This is a genomic window from Prevotella dentalis DSM 3688 (genome assembly GCF_000242335.1).
Taxonomy (GTDB): Bacteria; Bacteroidota; Bacteroidia; order Bacteroidales; family Bacteroidaceae; genus Prevotella; species Prevotella seregens.
Window position 1 is genome coordinate 472,461 of record NC_019968.1, and the last position, 22,006, is coordinate 494,466.

The window sequence follows — 22,006 nt, forward strand, 5'->3', positions numbered from 1 at the left end:
AAGTCCGCCGCACAGCGCAAAGCCGCCGGCGGCCGGGTTACCTTTAAGGATGGAGAGGCTGTGCCAACCAAACGTTGGGCACAGCCTCTCGTGAAGTGTTTGCCGTTGGGAGCGGGCGGCTTACTGGTTGCCCTTCAGCAGCTTCTCCATCTCGACCGTGCGGGGGTCGTTGGCGGCGTAAACCAGATAGTAACACTGGTAGAGCGGATAGGCCCAGTTGGCCTTTTCGCGGTTGGGATCCAGGTTCTTGGCCTGCTCCAGATAGCCCATCGACTTGGTGTAGAGCTCCTTCTGTGCAGCGCGGTTGCCGTCGATCTGGCTGGCTTTGGCGTTGATCGAGAAGCCCAGATAGGTGAGCACCACGGGGTTGGTGCCGTCCAGCTCTACGGCTTTGGTCAGTGCTTCGATGCACTCGTCCCAGTCGGGCTTGTCGGCTGTGGAGTTGCGGTTCATCAGTGTCTGGCCTTTCAGCGCCCACGCCGTGAAGTTGTTGGGCTCGCGTTTCAGCTTGTCGGCCACCACGGCATCGAGTTCAGCCATCATGCCCAGGCCGCTGTACATGTTGCAGAGCGTGCCGAACGCCATCTCGTTGGTCGGCTCGCTCTGGTAGAGGGCCTTGATCTGCTCCACGTATTTCAGCGAGTCGGCATGCGTCTTGAGGTTGCGCTGGGCAATGGCAAACTTGAAAGTCTCGGCCTGCTTACGCATGGCGGTGTCCTGCATGGCAATGTCTGCATACTTCACGGCCTTGTCATACTGCTGGGCCTGATTGGCATACTGCGCCGTATAGTAAGCCACTTGGCCGAGGAACTGGGCCTCGTTGGCCTTGGAAGCCTGGAAGATGGGGTTGTCGTCGGTATCGAGGAATGTGCCCCAATACTTCAGCACGCCCTCCTCCTTGCCGTTCTGGGCAGAGTGATTGCCGGCGGTCACGAGCTGCATGCGGGCGTTGGCAATGAGCGGCGTCAGGGAGCTGGCATACTTAGCCTTGACCTTTCCTTTCTCGTCGGGCATGGCATCGTACTTCAAGCACTCCAGACCGTCCACCGTGGCATGGTAGGCAGCCTCGTAGAAGCCCAGTGTGTCGTAGGGCGTCTCCTTGCTCTTGGTGAGCTGGGCCTGCATGTTTGCAGCCTGCACGGCGTTCTCCTTGTCGAACTTGGCCAGCGCGAGCTTCGTCAGATGTTCGTAGGCTTTGGCCTTCTCTTGCGGGCTGGCCAGCTGGTCAAGACTGCTCTTCAGCAACTGCGTTGCCTCGGCATAGTCCTTGATTTTAAGGATGGCCTTCAGCGGTTCGCTGTCTCCGGCAAATGCAGCCGACGTGCCAAGCATCATCAATGCTGCAATCATTAACTTCTTCATAAGTCTATTATTTAAAAGGTTTGTCTGTTACTTCTCTTTCTTTACTTCTCGAAATCGATCATCTCGTCGGGTTCCACCTCGGGCTCGGCCGTGTCTTCGCCGGAGCCGGCAGCGGTGGCCGCACTCTCGGGAGCGTTGGTGGCCTGGGCAAACTGCTCGTTCTTCTCCTGCATGGCCTGGCGGTTCTCGGCCTCGACGGTGGCTTCGAGCTCGGAGCTCATCACCTTGCACACGCTGGCAATGATGTCGTTTTTCTTGGCAAGATTGATAAGACGCACGCCCTGCGTGGCCCGGCCCATGACGCGAATGTCCGAAACGGCCATGCGAATCACGATGCCGCTCTTGTTGATAATCATCAGGTCGTTGTCGTCGGTCACGTTCTTGATGGCCACCAGACGGCCGGTCTTCTCGGTCACGGCCATGGTCTTCACGCCCTTGCCGCCGCGGTTGGTTTTGCGGTAGTCTTCCACACCCGAGCGTTTGCCGTAGCCATTCTCGCTCACTACCATGACGCTCTCGCTCTCGGCATCGTTCACTACAACCATGCCCACCACGGCATCGTCGTCGCCGTCGAGCCTCATGCCGCGCACTCCGGTCGATACACGTCCCATCGTGCGGATGGCCCGCTCGTCGAAGCGCACGGCGCGGCCGTTGCGATTGGCCATGACAAGCTCGTTCTCGCCATTGGTCAGGCGCACGTCCACCACCTCATCGCCCTCGACAATATTGATGGCAATCACGCCGTTGGCCCGCGGACGGGAGTATTCCTTCAGTGAGGTCTTCTTCACCGTACCGTTCTTTGTGGCAAACACCACGTAGTGGCTGTTCACGAACTCCTCGTTCTCCAGCCCACGGCCGCGCAGCCGCAGGAAAGCGTTCACCGAGTCGTCGGGCTCGATGTTGAGCAGGTTCTGGATGGCACGGCCCTTGGAGGTCTTGTCGCCCTCAGGGATGTCGTAGCAGTGGAGCCAGTAGCAACGGCCTTTTTTTGAGAAGAAAAGCATCGTCTGGTGCATCGTGGCGGGATAGATATACTCTGTGAAGTCTTTCTCACGGGTGTGGGCACCTTTCGAGCCCACGCCGCCACGGGCCTGCTCGCGGAAATCGCTCAGCGGCGTGCGCTTGATATATCCCAGGTGGCTCACGGTGATGACCACAGGGTCGTTGGGGTAGAAATCTTCGGCGTTGAACTCGTGCTCGTCGAGGATGAGCTGCGTGCGACGCTCGTCTCCGTACTTCTCCTTGACCTCCTGCAGCTCCTGCTTCATCACGGCCTTGCACTTCTCGGGGTCGTCGAGGATGCTCTGCAGATACTCCACCTGGGCGGTAACCTCCTCGTATTCGGCGCGCAACTGGTCCATGCGAAGGCCCGTGAGCTGCGAGAGACGCATGTCGACGATGGCCTTCGACTGCAGGTTGTCGAGCTCGAAACGCTTCTCCAGGTTGACCTGGGCGTCGGCCGGGGTCTTGCTGGCACGGATAATATGTACCACTTCATCGATGTTGTCACAGGCAATGAGCAGTCCCTCGAGGATGTGCAAACGCTCCTGCGCCTTCCGTAGGTCGTACTGCGTGCGGCGGATGGTCACCTCGTGGCGGTGCTCAATGAAGTAGCTGATGCACTCGCGCAGCGACAACAGTTTCGGGCGCAACTGCGAATGGTCGTGCTTGTTGGGCACCAGGGCGATGCAGTTCACCGAGAACGAGCTCTGTAGCGCCGTCATCTTGAACAGCTTGTTCAGGATGACCTTGGCATTGACATCGCGTTTCAGGTCCACGACGATGCGCATGCCCTGACGGCCGGTCTCGTCGTTCACGTTGGCAATGCCCTCGAGCTTGCCCTCCTTCACCAGGTCGGCGATGTACTCGATGAGCTGCTGCTTGTTCACGCCATAGGGTATTTCGGTCACCACAATCTTGTCGTGGCTGTCGTCGCTCTCTATTTCGGCCTTGGCTCTCATCACTATTCGGCCGCGGCCTGTCTCGTAGGCGTCCTTCACGCCCTGCTGGCCGTAGATGTAAGCACCCGTGGGAAAGTCGGGTGCGGGGATGAACTGCATCAGCCCGTCGGTGTCAATCTCGGGATTGTCGATGAACGCACAGCAGCCGTCTATCACCTCGCCCAGATTGTGCGTGGGGATATTCGTGGCCATGCCGACGGCAATACCGTTGCCGCCGTTGACGAGCAAGTTGGGGATTTTGGTGGGCATTACGGACGGTTCCTTCAGCGTATCGTCGAAGTTGTTGTCCATATCCACGGTGTCCTTTTCGATGTCATCCATGATGTGCTCGCCCATCTTCGACAGGCGGCACTCGGTGTATCGCATGGCAGCGGGCGAGTCGCCGTCCACGCTGCCGAAGTTACCCTGGCCGTCGACCAGCTTGTAACGCATGTTCCACTCCTGACCCATGCGCACCAGTGCACCGTAGACAGAACTGTCGCCATGGGGATGATACTTACCCAGCACGTCGCCCACGACGCGCGCGCACTTCTTGTAAGGTTTGTCACTGGTATTGCCCAAGCCCAGCATGCCGTAGAGGATGCGGCGGTGCACAGGCTTGAAACCGTCTCGAACATCGGGAAGCGCGCGGGCCACAATCACCGACATGGAGTAGTCGATGTAGGAAGTCTTCATCTCTTCCTCGATGTTAATCTTCATGATCCGGTCTTGATCAATTGTCTGATTCTCGTCCATTGAATAGCTTATAGTTTTTTATCAAAATTCCTTCAGAGGGCATTTTTTTGCGTTTTAAGCCGTTAACACCCCGCTTTCAAGGCGTAAAAGTACGAAGTTTCCCCGACATGGCAAAACTTTCAAAACGAAAAAAACGCTGTAAACGCAAGATAATCGGGCCGCCAACAGCCCGGACCTACGAGCCTATCCCATCAGCACATAGGCAAAACAATGGCAAAATTCGGCACCCAACACATAGAGCAGCAGCAGGGGCATGAGCCAGTTGCCGGCAGCACAGAGGCACTGACACACGTCGTACACGCTGTGCAGCCGGCCGCTCAACAGTCCGTAGCTCACGGCCGTGGTGGCTCCCATGAAAGCCAACACGGGAAGCAGGCTCACCGAGAAACTGCTGGGAAACAGCTCTCCGGTCACACTAAGCAGCACGGCATGGGGCAAGGCCGTGAGCAAGAGCATGACCGCACATTCTATCAGCAACAGCAATCCCGCAGCCCTCAAGGCGTAGCGTTGCTGGCCGGTGGGCTGTGGCCGACGGGGCAGCAACGTGTGACACAGGGTTTTCCACAGCCCGCTCTCGCCCACTGCACCCACGGCCATTGCCATGACGATGAGGTTGACCAGCAGCGGACTGCCCAGCTTGAATGCGAAATTGCCGAAGAACCAGCGAATGCCGGCCGCACTGAGCAGGGAGCGCACCGACATTTCGGGCATGGCTGCGGCCAGCAGCCACGACGCCAGGATGAGGGCCACCTGGCCCGCACCCAGCAGCAACGTCAGCCTGTAGACCCACGTCCGCCAAGTCACCCCCCAGTGCTGGCCGAATGCCGACTGGTGTCTGTCGCGCTCTTCTGTCCCCATCACCTTATATATATAGGTACGGTCATTCTTCAATCTTCGTCAGGATGCAGGTTGTCCACATCGAGAATGCGCAGCTCCAACGCCCGCACCACGAGACGTGTGGCGTTCACCCCCACTCCGCCGCGGCCGTCGGGAAAGAGTTTCTGCGCCAGCTCGTTCTGCCGTTTCTCCAGACTTTTCACACCGAACGGCATGCCGCGCAGGTTCGTGATCTGCTCTTTCGTGAAGCCAAGAGCCAGATGCCGCAGGAACCGCTCGTCGTATTCGTCTATCTCATAGTTGATAAGCGCCTCTTGTCGCATCAGTTCATTGTTCACGCTGTGCTTGAAGCGGCTCACGATTTTCTCCAGGATAGGCTGGTTGAACACCAGCCGCTTGCCGTCCATCACACTGGCCACATCGCCCCGTGTGAGCAGTTCCCCGCTCTTCAGGATGATGCCGTCGCAACCAGCGTCGAGCGCATCCACCCACAGTTTCTCGTTCAGAATCTCGCCGGTGAAAATCAAAATCTTCACCTCGGGGTGGGTCTCCTTGGTGTGTCGGCATATCTCTACACCCACGGTGGTGGAGCCACCGAGGCCGAGATCGAGCAGCACCAGGTCGGGAATCTGCTCTTTCATGAGTCGCAAGAAGCTCTGCTCCGAGTCGGCCGTGCCGATGATATGGGCCTCGGGAATGTCGTTACGGATGATGCCCTCCGTGCCTTTCAGCTCCAGCGGCACGTCCTCGACGATAATGATATTGAAGTCTTTCATGGCGTTTCTTATTGTTTAATCAATATATGGTTGGTTCGGCGCACCGCCTCCAGGCAGCGCACAGGCATGGTGACAATCACCACGGGGCCCGTCTGGCCCACTTCGGCCCGGATGCCACAGCCGCGCAGACCGGTGGCTTCGCCCATCTCACGCACGATTTGACGGCAGAGCAGGAACTTCAGATCGGCCGTATAGGGCGTGAAGAGCAGTCTGCACTGTTCGTCATTCAGCGTGCAACCGTCCATCTGCACTTGTATATCAACGTATCGGTCGCGTGTTTCTGATACCGCAGCCTCGGGTTTTTCGCCGTTGTTGAGCTTCTTTAAGATTTCAAAAAGATAGGCCGTCATGTCGTCATCCAGCCGCGCGGCGGGAATCTGCCGCATAGCTTGCTGCGAAAGAATCTGGTAAAGCTCCTGATAGTAGCCGGCCAACTCCGCGATGCCGGCCAGATGTGCGTCGGTTCCATCGATGAGTTGGCGGATGCGTGAGGGGTAGTACATCGTCTCGTGTTTCAGTGTAGAGAGGCAGTTGTCCAGTACGCTGTTCGACACATGCAGCCTGTCGGTGTCCATCTGAAGCCGGCGCAGGTTGTCCTCGGCCAGCTCAATGGTGGTTTCCTGACTGGCCGCACTGTCTATCGAGAGCTGCAGGGCATTGTGTATCTGCCTCACAATGACGCTCAGGTTCTCCTGCTGCTCGTCCGAAAGGTCGAACTTTCGGAAGTCGCCCAGCCGGTCGATGCCCTGCAGTTTTTCGGCATCTCCAACGTCCTTGAGCAGCAAACGGTTCATGGCATTGATATGATCGATGCAGAAACTATAGTTCAACCGATGGCGATAGTACAGGAAATAATAGGCCGGAAAGATGATAACGAGCAGCAACGACAGTAGTATCACAGCCACGGTCTTGTTGTTTTCGCTGCGCTGCATGGTGCGCACATACTCGGGCAACGTAGTGTCGGCACTCACTTCGCGGAAGAGTCGGGTGTACACTCTGTTGTTTTCCTGGTACACGTCCCACCGATGCAGGGCCAGAGCAGCCACGGCAGCCTCGTTGCTGATGTCGAGAAGGGTCACCGTGTCCGTAGGCGCCAGGTACTTGCGACAGCTGTCTGCCCACTGCAGCGTGCGCTCATAGGTGCCGTTGATATTGGAAAAGTAGGCACTGTCGGCATACTGCGAGGCCCTGCCGACCAGCGGACGTGCCGGCTTGGCCGCCGTCTCGCCGCCATGGGTCAGCGTTCCTGCCATCGCCAGCACCACGCACAAGCGGGCCACGCCACGGGGCAACCTGAAGTAAAAACGCGAGCCGCAGCCCACCTCGCTCTCGGCCTTGAGGGTGCATACACTGAAGATACGGCTCATCTTCTTGTATTTCTCGATGATGCCATTACAGTTTTTCAGTCCGAATCCATGCCCTCCCGTATAGGTGCGGTCGAAGACATGGGCCAGCTGTTCGCCGCTCATGCCGCGGCCGTTGTCGGTCACGCTCACCTCCACATAGTCGTCCGTCTCCGTGGCGCCCACGCTCACCGTCCCGCCCTCGGGCGTAAACTTGCGGGCGTTGTCGGCCATGGTGTTAATCATGAAAAGCGTGAGCGTCTTGTCTGCCTTCACCACACTCTGCGTGGGCTCCACGTTGAGCGTGATGCCTTTCAGCTGATAGTTCATGCGGGCGCGCGCCACAATGTCGAAGAGCGACTGCAGATCGAAGTTCTCTATCTTGAGGCTCACCTCGCCTTGCCGCATCTGTATCCAGCGCGTCAGCACATTGTTGTAGTCGTTGATGCTCTCTGTAAGCTCGGCGATATACTGATAGCGTTGCCGCCTCACCCCGGGCGCATCGGTTCCGGCCTGCAGCCGCGCCACCTCGTTCATCATGCGGTCGATGAAAGGCATCACGCTGTTCACCAGCTGAATTTTGGCCCGCTGCTCCAGGTTGCGGCGTTTGTTCTGCTTCAGGTGCAGCCGCACCACGTCGGTCTGCTCCTGTATCTCATTGTAACGTTCCTGCACACCGGCGGCTTTCTGCTCGTTCTGCCGCCGCCATTCGGTCAGCGGCTCGAGCAAAGTGCCGAGGGAAAAGCGGGCATCGCTGCGTCGGCGCATTAGGTCGAACACATAGAGCAACGCCGTGACCACGGCTATCATCAGGATGACAGCCACAAGCATGCCGTTGAGCTGGCGCGCCGACTCGTCGAGCTGACTGGCACGCGCCTCCAGTTGCCGGTCCTGGCGGGTCTGTTCCTGCAGGTCGAGGTAGATGTTGCGGTTGCGATCGCTGTTCACCTTGTCGTTCACTGCCGAATAGACCAGGCTAAGCTGCTCGCGGATGGAGGCCACCAAGTCGGGAGCCTGACGGATGGCTTTGTTCGTGTTCAGCGCACGTTGCAGACAGAGCAAGGCCGAACGGTAGTCATGAATCTGCCAATAGCATTCGGCCAACGTGCGGTTGGCCCCGGCCGTCTGGTAGACATCGCCGTAGCGGCGGAACAGGTCGAGCGACCGTTGTGCCAGGTTGCCGGCCAGCAAGGCCTCGGGCATGCCGTCGGTATTGATGAGCCGAATGGCGGGCAGGTTGTTGCGTATGAGTTGCGAGCGTTGGGGCTCGGCTTGCAGATGCTCGCTCATAGCCTGCATGGCCTGGGCTTTCCAGAAGGGATAGTCGGCCTGAACGGAGAGCGTATAACAGTGCACCAGATATTCAAACTCGGCCTGGGCGGTCTCCTCGGGAGTGGTCTCACTGAGGATGCCGCCGGCTCCAATGTTGTACCAATAGCACAGCAACTGGGCCGTGTCCTGCTGTATTTCACCAAAGGGATCTATCTCTTCCAGGGCGTCCACCGAGGTCTTGACTTGCCCCACATAGTAAAAATAGGAGGAGGCCACGATGGCAAACTCCGAGCGCGCATAGACCATCCGCCGCATCTGGTGGGGCGTGAGGCGGTCGGGCTCATCGTCGAAGCGTCGCAGACGACGCATGGCCCGCTCGCGATAGGCATAGAAATCCTTGTTGCGCGACCGTCGCTGGCAGAGCCTCATCATCTGAATGTCGGCCACAAGCAGCTCCACCTGGTTGTCGGTGGTGCCGGCAACCTGCTCCAGCAGCCGCTCGGCCTGTGCATACTGCATCTTGGCAAGACACACAAAGGCAAGGTGATTCAGGGCCTCGGCCGCCCCCGCATCGTAGTCGGCGGCAAGGCTCAGACTGCGACGGGCGTAGGCCTGCGTGGAATCAAGGTTGCGGTAGTGGAAGTCGTAGGCCCGCTCGTTCAGCCGATCCACGCGTGCCGCCTGGCGGTCGCCACAGCCCACCATAACCCAGCAGACGGCCAGCATCAACATGCCGACCGTCCACTTCAGAATCCTGTGTCGCGGAATACGGGTCATCGTACGGTTACGACGCGCCCGTTCAGCCGCGGGCCTCGCGGATATAGCCCAGCGCTTCCACACACTTGTCGGTAATGGCCTTCCAGTTGCGGGCAGCCACCACCTCCTTGGGGAAGAGCTTTGACCCCATGCCCACGCAGAGCACGCCGGCCTTGATCCACTCGGTGAGGTTCTCCCTGTCGGGCGAAACGGCGCCGGTCACCATGATGTTGCTCCAGCGCAGCGGGGCCAGCACGTTCTTGACAAACGACGGCCCGCCCACGTTGCCCGCGGGGAACACTTTCGTCACGTCGCAGCCCAGAGCCTGGGCATGGCTGATTTCGCTCACCGTGCCGCAGCCCGGCGAATAGGGCACCAGCCGGCGGTTGCACACGGGAGCTATCTCGGGGTTGAAGTTGGGGCCCACGATGAAGTTGGCGCCCAGCTGCAGATAGAGCGAAGCCGTGCCGGCATCGATCACTGTGCCGGCTCCCAGGATGAGCTCGGGGCACTCCTTGTCGGCCCATTTCACCAGTTCGCCGAAGATTTCGTGGGCGAAGTCACCGCGGTTGGTGAACTCGAACACGCGCACGCCGCCCTCGTAACAGGCCTTGATAACATTCTTACACACGTCAACGTCCTTGTTGAAGAACACGGGTACCATGCCCGTTTCCTTCATGGCGGTCATCACCTGGACTTTGTTAAACTTTGCCATTTTATGCTGTTTATAGGTTGATTCTCTTATCGCTGCACGCGACCGTTGGCATTGCCGCCGGCCAGACTCTCCACCTCTGCCTCGCTCACGAGGTTGAAATCACCGGGAATCGTGTGCTTCAGAGCCGAGGCAGCCACGGCAAACTCCAGGGCTTCGCCCTGCGTGGACTTGGTGAGCAGCCCATGGATGAGGCCGCCCGAGAACGAGTCGCCGCCGCCCACACGGTCGATGATGGGGTCGATGTCGTAGCGCTTGCTCTCGTAAAAGTCCTTGCCGTTATAGATAAGAGCCTTCCAGCCATTGTGCGTGGCCGAGAACGATTCGCGGAGCGTGGACACCACATACTTGAAGCCGAACTCCTTCATCATGCCCTTGAAGATGTTGTAATAGCCGCTGGCATCGGTCTTTCCGCCCTCAACGTCGGCGTCGGGCTTGAAGCCCAAACAGAGCTGTGCATCCTCTTCATTGCCGATGCACACGTCCACATACTTCATGAGCGGACGCATCACCGAGATGGCTTTCTCCGAAGTCCAGAGCTTCTTGCGGAAGTTCAGGTCCACCGACACCGTCACGCCGTGGCGCTTGGCAGCCTCGCAAGCCAGGCGGGTGAGCTCGGCAGCCTTGTCCGACACGGCCGGCGTGATGCCGCTCCAGTGGAACCACTGCGCGCCGTCCATGATGGCGTCGAAGTCAAAATCTGAAGCATCGGCCTCGGCAATGGCGCTGTGCGCCCGGTCGTAAATCACCTTTGAGGGGCGCATCGAGGCCCCCGTCTCGGCATAGTAGAGGCCCACACGGTCGCCGCCGCGGGCGATAAACCGGGTGTCCACCCCATAGCGGCGCAGGGCATTCACGGCAATCTGGCCAATCTCATGGCTCGGTAGCTTGCTCACAAAGTAGGTCTCGTGGCCATAATTGGCCACACTCACGGCCACATTGGCCTCGCCACCGCCGGGAATGATGCGGAAATGGTCGGTCTGGATGAAACGATCGCTGCCCTCCGGGGACAAGCGCAGCATAATTTCGCCTAATGTTACGATTTTAGCCATGTTCTTAACGATTTAAATTTTATTGTTTGTTGTGTATAGATTATTCCTTTCGTTTGTCCGGGCAAATATAAAGAGAAATTTCCAAAACGGGAAACAAATCGGCAAAAAACATGGTTTTTCAACAAATAATTCCTGTGCACGTCGATACAATTCAACTTTTATGCTTATTTTTGCATGGTAATTTCGACCCAACGATGACAGACAAAATCAGAATCAAGGACATTGCCCAGAGAGCCGGCGTGTCGGTGGGGACGGTGGACCGAGTGCTCCACGAGCGTCCCAATGTGTCGTCCAAGGCCCGTGCCCGCGTGGAGGCCGCACTCAAGGAGGTGAACTATCAGCCCAACATGTACGCCTCCGCCTTGGCCTACAACCGCTCGTACACATTCATTGTGCTCATTCCCCGGCACGAGCAGGTGGCCTACTGGGAAGAGATAGAAGAGGGCGTCAAGATGGCCCAAGAGGCCCGACGCGACTTCCACGTCAAGGCCGAAATCATGTATTACGAGCAATTCGACGAGCAATCGTTCCTCGACACCACCCGCGATTGCCTGGAGGCCCAGCCCGACGGAGTGGTCATTGTGCCCTCGGATCTGGAGGTGACGCGGCGCTTCACCGACCAAATGCACGAGCGGGGCATCCCCTTTGTGATGCTCGACTCCTACATGCCCGACCTGAAACCCCTGGCTTTCTTCGGACAAGACTCGTTTTCGAGCGGCTACTTCGCCGCACGCATGCTCATGCTCATTGCCGGCCAAGAGACCGCCATCGCTATCGTAAAGCTCACCAGCAACGGGCGCGTGGTGAGCAAGCAGCAGGACAACCGCGAGGTGGGCTTCCGCCACTACATGCACGACCACTTCCCCAGCGTCGCCATCATTGAGCTGGAACTGCCGCTCAACGGCACGCGGCAGCTCCACAACAGCATGCTGGAGGAGTTCTTCGTAGCCCGTCCCGACATTCACCATTGCATCACTTTGGGCTCCAAGGCCCACGTTGTGGGCGAGTTTCTGCTGCGCACCAACCGCCGCGACGTGCAGATTATGGGCTACGACATGGTGGGCAAGAACGCCGAGTGCCTGCGTCAGGGCAGCGTGTCGTTCCTCATTGCGCAGCACGCTTACCAGCAGGGCTACTCGTGTGTGGACACGCTTTTCAGGGCCATCGTGCTCAAAAAGAAAGTGCAGCCCGTGAACTACATGCCCATTGAGCTGCTCACCCGGGAGAACGTGGACTTCTACCGGCGCACGCAACTGTAAACACAGAGAGAGTGACCGGGGCCTGGCCCCCGGCACCCCAAACACGGAAAGAGGCAACGCCGCCCGGCGGAAGCGGGACGAATGAAAGGATGAGGCCCCGAGAGGATGAAAGGAAGAACTGACCATGACTCATCAACAAGCGAACAAACAACTATGAACGAATCAACATTTATCAAAATCAATCCCGCAGACAACGTGGTGGTGTGCCTGCGCCCGGTGAGGCAGGGCGAGACGCTCGACGTGGACGGGCGCCGCGTGGAGGTGCTCCAGGACACACCGGCCGGCCACAAAGTGCTGCTTGCCGACGTGAAAGCCGGCACCGACATCATCAAGTACGGCTACCCCATAGGCCATGCCCGCGAAGACCTGCGCCGCGGACAGTGGGTGAACGAGACCAATCTCAAGACCAATCTCTCGGGCACACTCGACTACGAGTACCGCCCCGTGAACGAGGAACTGCGCATTCCCCACGAAGACCTCTGCTTTAAAGGCTACCGCCGCAGCAGCGGAGAGGTGGGCGTGCGCAACGAGATATGGATTGTGCCCACCGTGGGCTGCGTCAACGGCATCGCCGAGCGGCTGGTGCGCCGGCTCACGGCCGAGACCCGTCTGGAGGGCATCGATGCCGTGCACGCCTGGCACCACAACTACGGCTGCTCGCAGTTGAGCGGCGACCACGAGAACACACGCAAGGTGTTGCGCGACATCTGCCTGCACCCCAACGCCGGCGGCGTGCTCGTGCTCTCGCTGGGATGCGAGAACAACCAGCCCGACCAGTTCATGGAACTGCTGGGCAACTACGACCGCGACCGCGTGAAACTGCTCGTCACACAGAAAGTTGACGGCGACGAAACGGAGGCCGCCATGCAGCTGCTGCGCGAGCTCTACGCCCGGGCACGGCAAGACCGCCGCGAGGACGTGCCCCTGAGCGAGTTGCGCGTGGGCCTGAAGTGCGGCGGAAGCGACGGCTTCAGCGGCATCACGGCCAATCCGCTCGTGGGCGAATTTTCCGATTACCTCGTGGCGCAGGGCGGCACAACCATCCTCACCGAGGTGCCCGAGATGTTCGGTGCCGAGACCATCCTCATGAATCGGTGCAAGACTCCCGAGCTGTTTCGCCAGACGGTGGAGCTCGTCAACGACTTCAAGGAATACTTTCTCTCCCACGGCGAGCCCGTGGGAGAGAACCCCTCGCCGGGCAACAAGGCGGGCGGCATCTCCACGCTGGAGGACAAAGCCCTGGGCTGCACCCAGAAATGCGGGCGCGCGCAGGTGAGCGGCGTACTGGGTTACGGCGACCGGCTGCAACACCACGGCCTGAACCTGCTCTCGGCTCCGGGCAACGACCTCGTGGCCTCCACGGCCCTGGCGGCCGCCGGCTGCCAGCTGGTGCTCTTCACCACAGGCCGCGGCACACCCTTCGGCACCTTTGTGCCCACGATGAAAATCTCGACCAACAACGACCTCTACGCCCGCAAACCCAACTGGATAGACTTCAACGCCGGCCAACTGCTGCGCGGCATGCCCATGGCCGAACTGAACCGGAGGTTCATCCAGAAAGTCATTGCCGTGGCCAGCGGAGAGAAGACCCGCAACGAGGAGAACGAGTACAGCGAGATCGCCATCTTCAAGAACGGCGTGACGCTGTAGGGCCACCGCGCCGCCCGGGCCACAGGCACGCATCGCCACGGCGACGCAGACGTGCAACCAACACGCCGCAATCGCAACGCGGCAACGGCGTAATCGCGAGACCGTTACGCCGCAATCGCAGCGCGGCGACGGCGCAATCGCGAGGCCGCTGCGGCGCAATCGCGAGGCCGCTGCGGCGCAACCGCACGGCGACCCTGCGGCCCCCGCCGCCGCACGGGGTACCCTACACCGGGGCGCAAGCCCCCGCAGACAACAACAAGAGACATGAACAAAGGCTTGCTCGCGCTCTCGCCGCTGATGGTTTTCATCGGGCTTTACCTGGCCCTGGCCGTTGCGGCGGGCGACTTCTACAAAGTGCCGATGACCGTTATCTTCATGATGGCCAGCATCTATGCCGTGGCCATCTCCGGTGGCTTCCCGCTGAAGAAGCGCATCGGCATCTACACACGCGGCGCCAGCTCGGACAGTTTGATGCTCATGCTCTGGATCTACGTGCTGGCCGGAGCCTTTGCCGCCTCGGCCAAGAGCATGGGAGCCATCGACGCCACGGTGGGGCTGGCTCTCCATGTGCTGCCTGCCAGCCTCATCCTGCCGGGGCTCTTCGTGGCCGCCTGCTTCATCTCGCTCTCCATCGGAACGAGCGTAGGCACCGTGGTGGCCCTGGTGCCCATCGCCGCCGGCATGGCCCACCAAACGGGAGGCAACGCCGCCCTGCTCACGGCTGTCATCGTGGGCGGGGCCTATTTCGGCGACAACCTCTCGTTTATCTCCGACACCACCGTGGTGGCCACCCAGACGCAGGGCTGCAAGATGAGCGACAAGTTCCGCGCCAACACCCTCATCGTGGCTCCGGCGGCCCTGCTGGTGCTGGCCGTATATGCGGTGATGGGGCGGGGCATGACGGCTCCGGGACTGCTGCCGCCCGTCGAAGTGTGGAAGGTGGTGCCCTATCTGGTGGTGCTTGTAGCCGCCGTGGCCGGCATGAACGTGATGGCCGTGCTCGTGCTCGGCCTGGTGCTCTGCGGGGCCATAGGCATCCATGGGGGCAGCTACGGCCTCTTCGGGTGGCTCGGGGCCATGGGCCAGGGCATCGCGGGCATGGGCGAACTCATCATCGTGGCCATGATGGCGGGCGGCATGCTCGAGATGATTCGCGAGGCGGGAGGCATAGACTACATCATCGGCAGGCTCACGGCCCACGTCCACGGCAAGCGCGGCGCCGAGCTGTCCATCGCTGCACTGGTGGGCTTGGTCAACGTGTGCACGGCCAACAACACCGTGGCTATACTCACCGTGGGCAACATTGCCCGGCAGATAGGCGACCGCTACGGCGTGGACAAGCGCAAGTGCGCCAGCATTCTCGACACCTGTTCGTGCACGGTGCAGGGCCTCATCCCCTACGGCGTGCAGATGCTGCTGGCCGCAGGACTGGCCAGCCTGAACCCCGTCCAGATTATTCCCTACCTCTACTACCCCATGGCCATCGGCGCGGCAACGCTGCTGGCCATCGTGCTGAGGTATCCCAAGCAATATTCCTGACCCATGAACATCATCATGCGCAACTTCTTCCGCCTGCTGCGCTCGGGGGCGCTCAACGAGTACGAGCCGCTGGAGCCGATGTCGGCTTTCAAGTGGGACCGGCTGTTCCAGATGGTGCGCGTGCAGCATGTGGAGCATGCAGCCCAGCGCGGCGTGCGCAACCATCAGTACGACGAGCGGATGAACATACCCCGGCGGCTCGTCGACGAGCATGCCGCCACGCCCGACAGCTCGGAGCCGCCACGCCTGAGCAACGGGCTGCTCAACCGCCGGCTGCGGCGCATCGTGGAGGCCGAGCGCCACGCCATCGACACCAACGTGGGGTCGCTGGAGGTGCTGCGCATCATCGTGGGCAACGTTTCGACCATGCTCAACCGCGGCACCATGCTCAGTGGACTCATCCAACTGGGCAGCTACCTGCGCAACAAGGGCGACAAAGTGGACTTCGTGAAGCTCGACGACTGGCTGCGACGGCTCCACATCCGGCGCATGGCACAGCTGCAGGGCAGCATGCTCATGGCCGTGTTCGGCTTCGACATAGACGAGTTGCCCTTTGTGACGCACGAGGAGCCGGCGGCCAACAAGCTGGTGCTGCGCTCTGTGGTGCACACGGCCAGCGACACGGCGGAGGAGTGGCACTTCCGACAGAGCCGGTCGGGATTCGTGCAAAACAACTCGGGACTGCTGCGACGCAACCTGCGCCGCAGCCTACGCTACCTCACCTACGCCCCCATCGAGACCGTGAGCAACTATCTCAACAACTTCGCCCGCTCGCTGCAAGAAATCGAAGAGTAGAGCAAACAGAGGCCGGCGCGAGAGAGTGGACTCACGCAGAGACGCAGAGTTGAAAGAGGAAAGGTGTAAAAACTCCGCGACTCCGCGGACTCCGCGTGAAAGCAAGAAAGGGCGCGCTCACACGCAGAGACGAGGAGTAAAAGGAGCCAAGACCTAAAAACTCCGCGACTCCGCGGACTCCGCGTGAAGACGAGAGACGGCACACTCATACACAGAGACGCAGAGTTGAAAGAGGAAAGCTGTGAAAACTCCGCGGCTCGGCGGGCTCGGCGTGAAGACAAGAGGGGTTAAAAATCTTATAAAAAACGGCGTGCATGCGGCAGTCTTGATAGTTTTGGCTAACTTTGCAGTATGAAGCGCATTCTCTATTTCATGCTCAACATACTGCTCCTCACCCTCTTGTCGCCCTCGACGGCCGCGGCACAGAGCGACCGTGTGGAGTGCGAGGACACCTGTTCACACATTCACGGCATTGACCTGAGCCACTACCAGGGCAACGTGTTCTGGGAAACCGTGGGCGAATCGAAGATGGCTTATGTCTATCTCAAGGCCACGGAGGGGGGCAATCGCATCGACGAAAAATACAAGCAAAACATAGACTTGGCCCACCGCTACGGGCTCAAGGTGGGGTCGTATCACTTCTACCGGCCCAGAATACCCCAGCAGACACAGCTCGAAAACTTCATGACCCAGTGCCGGCCCGACGACCAGGACCTGCTGCCCATGGTCGATGTGGAGACGCGCAGCGGGCTCGGCGTGGAGGAATTTCGCGACTCGCTGTTCACCTTTCTCCGGCTCATGGAACAAGCCTACAAGCAGAAGCCGCTCATTTATACCGGCGCCAACTTCTACGACCACTACCTGCTGGGGCTGCTCGGCGACTACAAAGTGATGATTGCACAGTACACCGAGCGGGAGCCCACGCTGAAAGACGACCTCGACTTCGTGCTCTGGCAATACACGGGAAAGGGTCGCCTGAACGGCATCAACGGCTACGTGGACAAGAGCCGCTTCATGGGCGACCACAAGTTGCGCGAGATACGCTTCCGCCACCGGTAAGGAAACGTAGACATCCAAACGAACAAATCATTATCTATAGTTATCATGGCGATTATCAAATGTCCAGAGTGTGGACGACAAATCAGTGACAAGGCTCCCGCATGTCCCAACTGCGGCGTGCAGATTGCGGGCAAGATCATCCGGTGCCCACAGTGTGGCGATGTGTATTTCAATGACCAGGAGGTGTGCCCCAACTGCCACCACCAGACGCGTGTCTCCGACCAGACGGGCCACAGCGACGCACCCGCACCCCACGACGACCAGCCCGCACAGCCGCAGCAACCCCGCAAGAAAGGGCACGCCGCCATCATCGCCGGCTTCGTCTTCGCCCTGCTGGTATGTGCCATCTGCTTCTATTTCTACAACAACGCCAAGACCTCGAAGGAGGAAGAGGCCTACGAGTTTGCCATGAAGAGCGACGACCCGCTGGTGTTGCAGACTTATCTGGACACCAACCTCGACGCACCCGAGGCCCACCGCGACGCCATCACGGCACGGCTGGAGCAGCTCAAACAGCAGGACAACGACTGGACCAACGCCGTGGTCTCGGGTTCCAAGGCGGCTTTGGAGGACTATCTGATGAAGCATCCCGACTCCGAGCACAAGCTCGAGGCCCAGCACAAGATTGATTCCATAGACTGGAGCGACGCCAGCAACGAAAACACGATGGGGGCCATGAACCTCTACCTCACGCAACATCCCAACGGCGAACACGTGGACGAGGCCAACACGGCCATCAAGAAGCTGAAGGCCAACACCGTGCAGCCCGAGGAGAAATCCATGGTGGCCGCCATCCTGCGCCACTTCTTCCAGAGCATCAACTCGCGCAGCGAGAGCGACCTGCAGGCCACCGTGGCCCCGCTGCTCACCAACTTTCTGGGCAAGACCGACGCCACCAAGGCCGACGTGCTGACGTTCATGAACAAAATCTACAAGGACGACATCACCAACATGAACTGGCGACTGAACAACGACTACAAGATAGACAAAAAAGAGGTGGGCGACGAACAGTACGAATATACCGTGAACTTCTCGGCACGGCAGACCATGGAACGCACCGACGCCAGCAAAGAAAAGGAGGCCAACTACCGCGTTAAGGCCACCATCAGCCCCGACGGGCTCATCTCGGCCATGTCGATGACCAAGATTCTGGAATAAGGCAGCCTATTCAGCCGTCTCCACTTCCTCTTTCCCGCCGATGGCGAGCTGCTTGAGGTCGTAGTAAGTGCCGTTGTAGATGTTCAGGTCCACATTCCCCTTGATGCCTGGCAGTACGCCCGTGTCGGTGTGCTGCCAGAATTTCCACTTCCCCTTGTACTCCACTTTGTCCACGTAGTAGTGGGCTATCCAGTAGGGATAGTCGTCGAATACGGGTGCGCTGAGGTAGCTTTCCTTAAATTTATAATAGGTGTAGATGATGGGCTTCACATGGTATTTGTCCTCGACAATGTGAAGCCAAGTGAGCACGTCGCGCTGAAAATCCTCCACGTTCTGGTTCTTGGGCTTGTGCTCGATGTCGAGCACGGGAGGCAGATCACCGTCTTCGAGGTGCACCTGCTTCAGAAAATGATAGGCCTGCGAACGGGCCGACGAGCTGTTGGTCCAGAAGTGATACACGCCGCGGACGAAGCCATACTCGCGCGCCTGGTAGAAGTTGTCGTTGAAGTTGGGGTCTATCCGCGAGGAGCCCTCGGTGGCCTTGATGAAGATGAAACGCAGCGGACTGCCGTTGATGACGGCATTTGAGCTCAGCACTTCCCAGTCGATGTCGCCTTGATAGTGGGAGATGTCGATGCCGTGAATCTCGTAACCCGCAGGATATTTGGCGTCGCCGTAGAGCGCGCGCCAGCGGAAACCCGTGGGGCCGACAAAAAAATAGTAGAATATCCATACGTAGAAAGCCATCACGCCTACGCCTCCGAAGATCCAAGTCCAGCTAATCCGCTTTCTGAACAGAGAGGGATGGAACAGGGAAGCCAGCGGGCGGACATGTCGTTGCGGGACACGACGGCGGTGCTGGCCAGGCGACTTACGATGGCGTGTGGGCTTCCTGTTGCTCATGATGACCGGTTGATGGATAGGGATTGGGAAAGGGACACGCCATCCGTGCACGCACGACGGAGTGTCCCTTTCAGTGTCAAGCGGGGCGGCAGCCGGGTTCGCGGCCCGGCTGCCGCCCGTGGTGTGGCTTACTTCTTGGCCTCGTTCTCCAAGGCCAGCGTGCGGGTCTCACGGTCGCAAACCTCAGAAGGGCCCCAGTACTGGATAGGACCGGGATAGACAAAACAGGTCTCACGGGCCCATTCGTCGCGTTTCTCGGCAAACTTTTTAAAGGGGGCACCGTCGAGTTCCACGAGGGCCTTGCGAATCACGGGCTTCATCTCACCGTTGCGGCGCTCCATGTTCATCATCATCGTGATGGGCACACCGCCGGCCTTCCAGTCCTCGGCGGGAGCCGAGAGGTTCTGCACGATGGCCATGTAACCCGTCTTGCCGTTGGCAATGAGGTTGGCGGCGCTCACGCCGAGAGCGTAGCAGTAGTCGGCATCGAAGTTGGAGGGGGCTGCGCAGCGGCCCTCATAGCCGAAGAAGTGGTGCTGCGAGGCGAAGCTGCCCTTGTACTTTCCTTCCTTCTTCCACTCGTCGAGCTTGGCTCCCACCATGTTGGAAAGCAGCTTTTCAGTCTCGATAAGCGACACCTGCACATTGCCGTGGGGGTCGCGATCGAGCGAAAGCTGACGGGCCACATCCTCGGGCAGGGTGGCGAATGTGTCGGCATTCTCCTTGCTCAGATGGGCCAGGATGTAGGCGTGCTGGGCGTCCTTGTCAAGATCCTTGTAGTCGGAACCGTGGGCGGCAAGCAGGTCGTTGAGCTCGTCGATGAGGCGGCCGATGGCCGGAATGAACTCGATGAGGCCCTCGGGAACGAGCACCACGCCGAAGTTGTTGCCGGCCTCGGCACGCTGGGCCACGGCCGTGGCAATCTGTTCCACAATCTGGTTGAGCGTCATGTCCTCTTTCTCAATCTCCTCGGACACGAGGCAGATGTTGGGTTGGGTCTGCAAAGCGCACTCCAGCGCAATGTGGGAGGCCGAGCGGCCCATGAGTTTCACGAAGTGCCAGTACTTGCGGGCAGAGTTGGCATCGCGCTCGATGTTGCCAATAAGCTCGGCATACACCTTGGTAGCCGTGTCGAAACCGAAGCTCGTCTCAATCTGGGCGTTCTTCAGGTCGCCGTCAATCGTCTTGGGGCAACCGATGACTTGGATGCCGTAGTTCTTGGCAGCATAGTACTCGGCCAGCACACAGGCATTGGTATTGGAGTCGTCGCCGCCGATGATAACCACGGCCTTGATGCCAAGCTCGCGGATAATTTCCAAGCCTTTCTCGAACTGCTCCTCTTTCTCCAGCTTGGTGCGGCCGGAGCCAATCATGTCAAAACCACCGGTGTTGCGGTACTTGTCCACATAGTCGGACGTCAATTCGATGTAGTCATGATCCACCAAACCGCCGGGGCCCATGAGGAAACCGTACACCTTGTTGTTGGCGTTCTGTCTCTTCACAGCGTCGAAGATGCCGCAGATGACGTTGTGACCGCCGGGAGCCTGACCGCCGGAGAGGATGATGCCGACGTTCATCTCACGGGCCGCATACTCCTCGCCGGGCACGAACTCTATGATGGGCATGCCATACGTGTTGGGGAAAAGCTTCTTGATTTCATCCTGATCGCCAACGCTCTGCGTGGCTGCACCTTCCTTAACCTTAACGGCTCCCTGCAACCCTTTCGGGAGTTTGGGCTGATACTGAGCACGCGCTTTCTGCAAAAGACTCGTTTTCATGTTCTGTGATTTATGATTTAATGAATAGTATATCCTACTGCAAAAGTACGCTTTTTCCGTTGAATATGGAAAGAAAAGAGAAAGAAAACCCCTTTTTCACAATATTTTTAAAGGCCTGTGCTTGCATATCCGCTTTTTTATTTATCTTTGGACATCGAATCAAAGAACATCAATTCACAAGCTATGGCAAAGAAAAGAGACTTGAAGCACTTGATAGACGGCATTTGCAGCGACTTGTTCGCAGAGGCTGTCGCCGCTTCCCTTTACGGCGCAGCGGACAATAAGGACAACCGGGAAAGCCTGCTCTCGGGTATTATCGTCATGCGCAACGACTTCGTGAGGCGCATCTCGCACCCCGAACCCGGCATGTCGCCCAAGGTTTACTACCACCAACTCACGACGGACTTCGACCATCAGGTGGCCGATGTGATTGACCAGATCGGCAATTTAGGATAACTCCGCACGGGCTGCACGCCTGGCAGCGACTTAATCAAGACATTATGTTCAAGCAGTTTTGTAACTGGCTTCTGTTCAAACACTGGGGATGGAAGGCGGAAGTTACTGTCGGCCACCCCGACAAATTCATCATTTGCCTGGCCCCGCACACCAGCAACTGGGACTTTCTTATCGGTCAACTCTACATGCGGTCACGAGGATTGAAAATCAATTTCCTGATGAAGAAGGAATGGTTTTTCTGGCCGTTGGGGCCTGTTTTCCGGCGCATGGGCGGCATTCCTGTGTTTCGTTCGCGCCATTCCAGCATGACCGACAACCTCGCCGACACCGCACAGCAACGCAAAGAGTTCAAGCTTTGCATCACGCCGGAGGGCACAAGGTCGCTCAATCCCGAGTGGAAGAAGGGCTTCTATTTCATCGCTTTGAAGGCCCAGATTCCCGTGCTGCTCTACGGAGTGGACTATGAACGGAAGCTCATTCGGTGTACCCGGAGCTTCGTTCCCACAGGCGACATCGAGCAGGAAATGCGCGAGACAAAACTGTATTTCAAGGATTTCAAGGGCAAGAACCCCGAGAAATTCACCATTGGCGAGCTATAACCAT

The 22,006-nt window shown here is 59.0% G+C and carries 17 protein-coding genes; 8 read left to right on the forward strand and 9 right to left on the reverse strand.

Annotated elements, in window-relative coordinates; genetic code table 11:
- Positions 1-120: 120 nt before the first annotated feature.
- The 7 genes from PREDE_RS09185 to PREDE_RS09215 form a co-directional block, all read right to left on the reverse strand.
- A complete protein-coding gene (locus PREDE_RS09185) occupies positions 121-1,362 on the reverse strand; it encodes a tetratricopeptide repeat protein (RefSeq protein WP_005846747.1) in 1,242 nt (413 codons plus the stop codon).
- Positions 1,363-1,403: 41 nt separating this feature from the next.
- Complete coding sequence (gene gyrA, locus PREDE_RS09190) at positions 1,404-4,058, reverse strand: DNA gyrase subunit A (RefSeq protein WP_005846748.1); 2,655 nt, start codon at positions 4,056-4,058, stop codon at positions 1,404-1,406.
- 183 nt (positions 4,059-4,241) lie between these two features.
- Positions 4,242-4,949, reverse strand: a complete 708-nt coding sequence (locus PREDE_RS09195; protein ID WP_005846749.1) for an AbgT family transporter — start codon at positions 4,947-4,949, stop codon at positions 4,242-4,244.
- Entirely contained in the window at positions 4,946-5,671 is a 726-nt protein-coding gene (locus PREDE_RS09200; RefSeq protein ID WP_005846751.1) for a DUF5932 domain-containing protein, read from the reverse strand. Before PREDE_RS09200 ends, PREDE_RS09195 begins: the two co-directional genes overlap by 4 nt.
- 8 nt (positions 5,672-5,679) lie before the next feature.
- Positions 5,680-9,063, reverse strand: a complete 3,384-nt coding sequence (locus PREDE_RS09205; RefSeq protein WP_005846753.1) for a sensor histidine kinase — start codon at positions 9,061-9,063, stop codon at positions 5,680-5,682.
- A 22-nt stretch (positions 9,064-9,085) separates the two neighbouring features.
- The gene (locus tag PREDE_RS09210; RefSeq protein WP_005846754.1) at positions 9,086-9,757 is read right to left on the reverse strand and encodes a bifunctional 4-hydroxy-2-oxoglutarate aldolase/2-dehydro-3-deoxy-phosphogluconate aldolase; all 672 of its coding nucleotides are present in this window, start codon (positions 9,755-9,757) and stop codon (positions 9,086-9,088) included.
- A gap of 26 nt (positions 9,758-9,783) precedes the next feature.
- Complete coding sequence (locus PREDE_RS09215; protein ID WP_005846756.1) at positions 9,784-10,806, reverse strand: sugar kinase; 1,023 nt, start codon at positions 10,804-10,806, stop codon at positions 9,784-9,786.
- A 194-nt stretch (positions 10,807-11,000) separates the two neighbouring features.
- On the opposite strand from PREDE_RS09215, the gene PREDE_RS09220 reads away from it, so the two are divergent.
- The 6 genes from PREDE_RS09220 to PREDE_RS09245 all read left to right on the forward strand — a co-directional run bounded on the left by PREDE_RS09220 (position 11,001) and on the right by PREDE_RS09245 (position 18,266).
- A complete protein-coding gene (locus PREDE_RS09220) occupies positions 11,001-12,065 on the forward strand; it encodes a LacI family DNA-binding transcriptional regulator (protein ID WP_027951646.1) in 1,065 nt (354 codons plus the stop codon).
- A gap of 153 nt (positions 12,066-12,218) precedes the next feature.
- The gene (locus tag PREDE_RS09225) at positions 12,219-13,715 is read left to right on the forward strand and encodes a UxaA family hydrolase (protein WP_005846760.1); all 1,497 of its coding nucleotides are present in this window, start codon (positions 12,219-12,221) and stop codon (positions 13,713-13,715) included.
- Positions 13,716-13,979: 264 nt separating this feature from the next.
- The gene (locus PREDE_RS09230; protein ID WP_005846762.1) at positions 13,980-15,254 is read left to right on the forward strand and encodes a Na+/H+ antiporter NhaC family protein; all 1,275 of its coding nucleotides are present in this window, start codon (positions 13,980-13,982) and stop codon (positions 15,252-15,254) included.
- Positions 15,255-15,257: 3 nt separating this feature from the next.
- A complete protein-coding gene (locus PREDE_RS09235; RefSeq protein WP_005846764.1) occupies positions 15,258-16,049 on the forward strand; it encodes a hypothetical protein in 792 nt (263 codons plus the stop codon).
- Between the two features lie 351 nt (positions 16,050-16,400).
- Positions 16,401-17,108, forward strand: coding sequence for a glycoside hydrolase family 25 protein (locus PREDE_RS09240; protein ID WP_005846766.1), 708 nt, complete (start codon positions 16,401-16,403; stop codon positions 17,106-17,108).
- Between the two features lie 45 nt (positions 17,109-17,153).
- Entirely contained in the window at positions 17,154-18,266 is a 1,113-nt protein-coding gene (locus PREDE_RS09245; RefSeq protein ID WP_005846768.1) for a zinc ribbon domain-containing protein, read from the forward strand.
- A 6-nt stretch (positions 18,267-18,272) separates the two neighbouring features.
- On the opposite strand, the gene PREDE_RS09250 is transcribed toward PREDE_RS09245, so the two are convergent.
- Both PREDE_RS09250 and PREDE_RS09255 read right to left on the reverse strand, forming a co-directional pair.
- Positions 18,273-19,169 carry a glycoside hydrolase family 25 protein gene (locus tag PREDE_RS09250; RefSeq protein ID WP_015310415.1) on the reverse strand — a complete coding sequence of 299 codons (897 nt, stop codon included), beginning with the start codon at positions 19,167-19,169 and terminating at the stop codon, positions 18,273-18,275.
- 128 nt (positions 19,170-19,297) lie between these two features.
- The gene (locus PREDE_RS09255; RefSeq protein ID WP_005846772.1) at positions 19,298-20,947 is read right to left on the reverse strand and encodes a diphosphate--fructose-6-phosphate 1-phosphotransferase; all 1,650 of its coding nucleotides are present in this window, start codon (positions 20,945-20,947) and stop codon (positions 19,298-19,300) included.
- Between the two features lie 183 nt (positions 20,948-21,130).
- Here PREDE_RS09255 and PREDE_RS09260 point away from each other — a divergent pair, with 183 nt between their 5' ends.
- Together PREDE_RS09260 and PREDE_RS09265 are read left to right on the forward strand one after the other, a co-directional pair.
- On the forward strand, positions 21,131-21,403 hold the full coding sequence (locus PREDE_RS09260) for a hypothetical protein (protein ID WP_005846774.1): 273 nt from the start codon (positions 21,131-21,133) through the stop codon (positions 21,401-21,403).
- Between the two features lie 44 nt (positions 21,404-21,447).
- The gene (locus PREDE_RS09265; protein WP_005846776.1) at positions 21,448-22,002 is read left to right on the forward strand and encodes a 1-acyl-sn-glycerol-3-phosphate acyltransferase; all 555 of its coding nucleotides are present in this window, start codon (positions 21,448-21,450) and stop codon (positions 22,000-22,002) included.
- Positions 22,003-22,006: the final 4 nt, after the last annotated feature.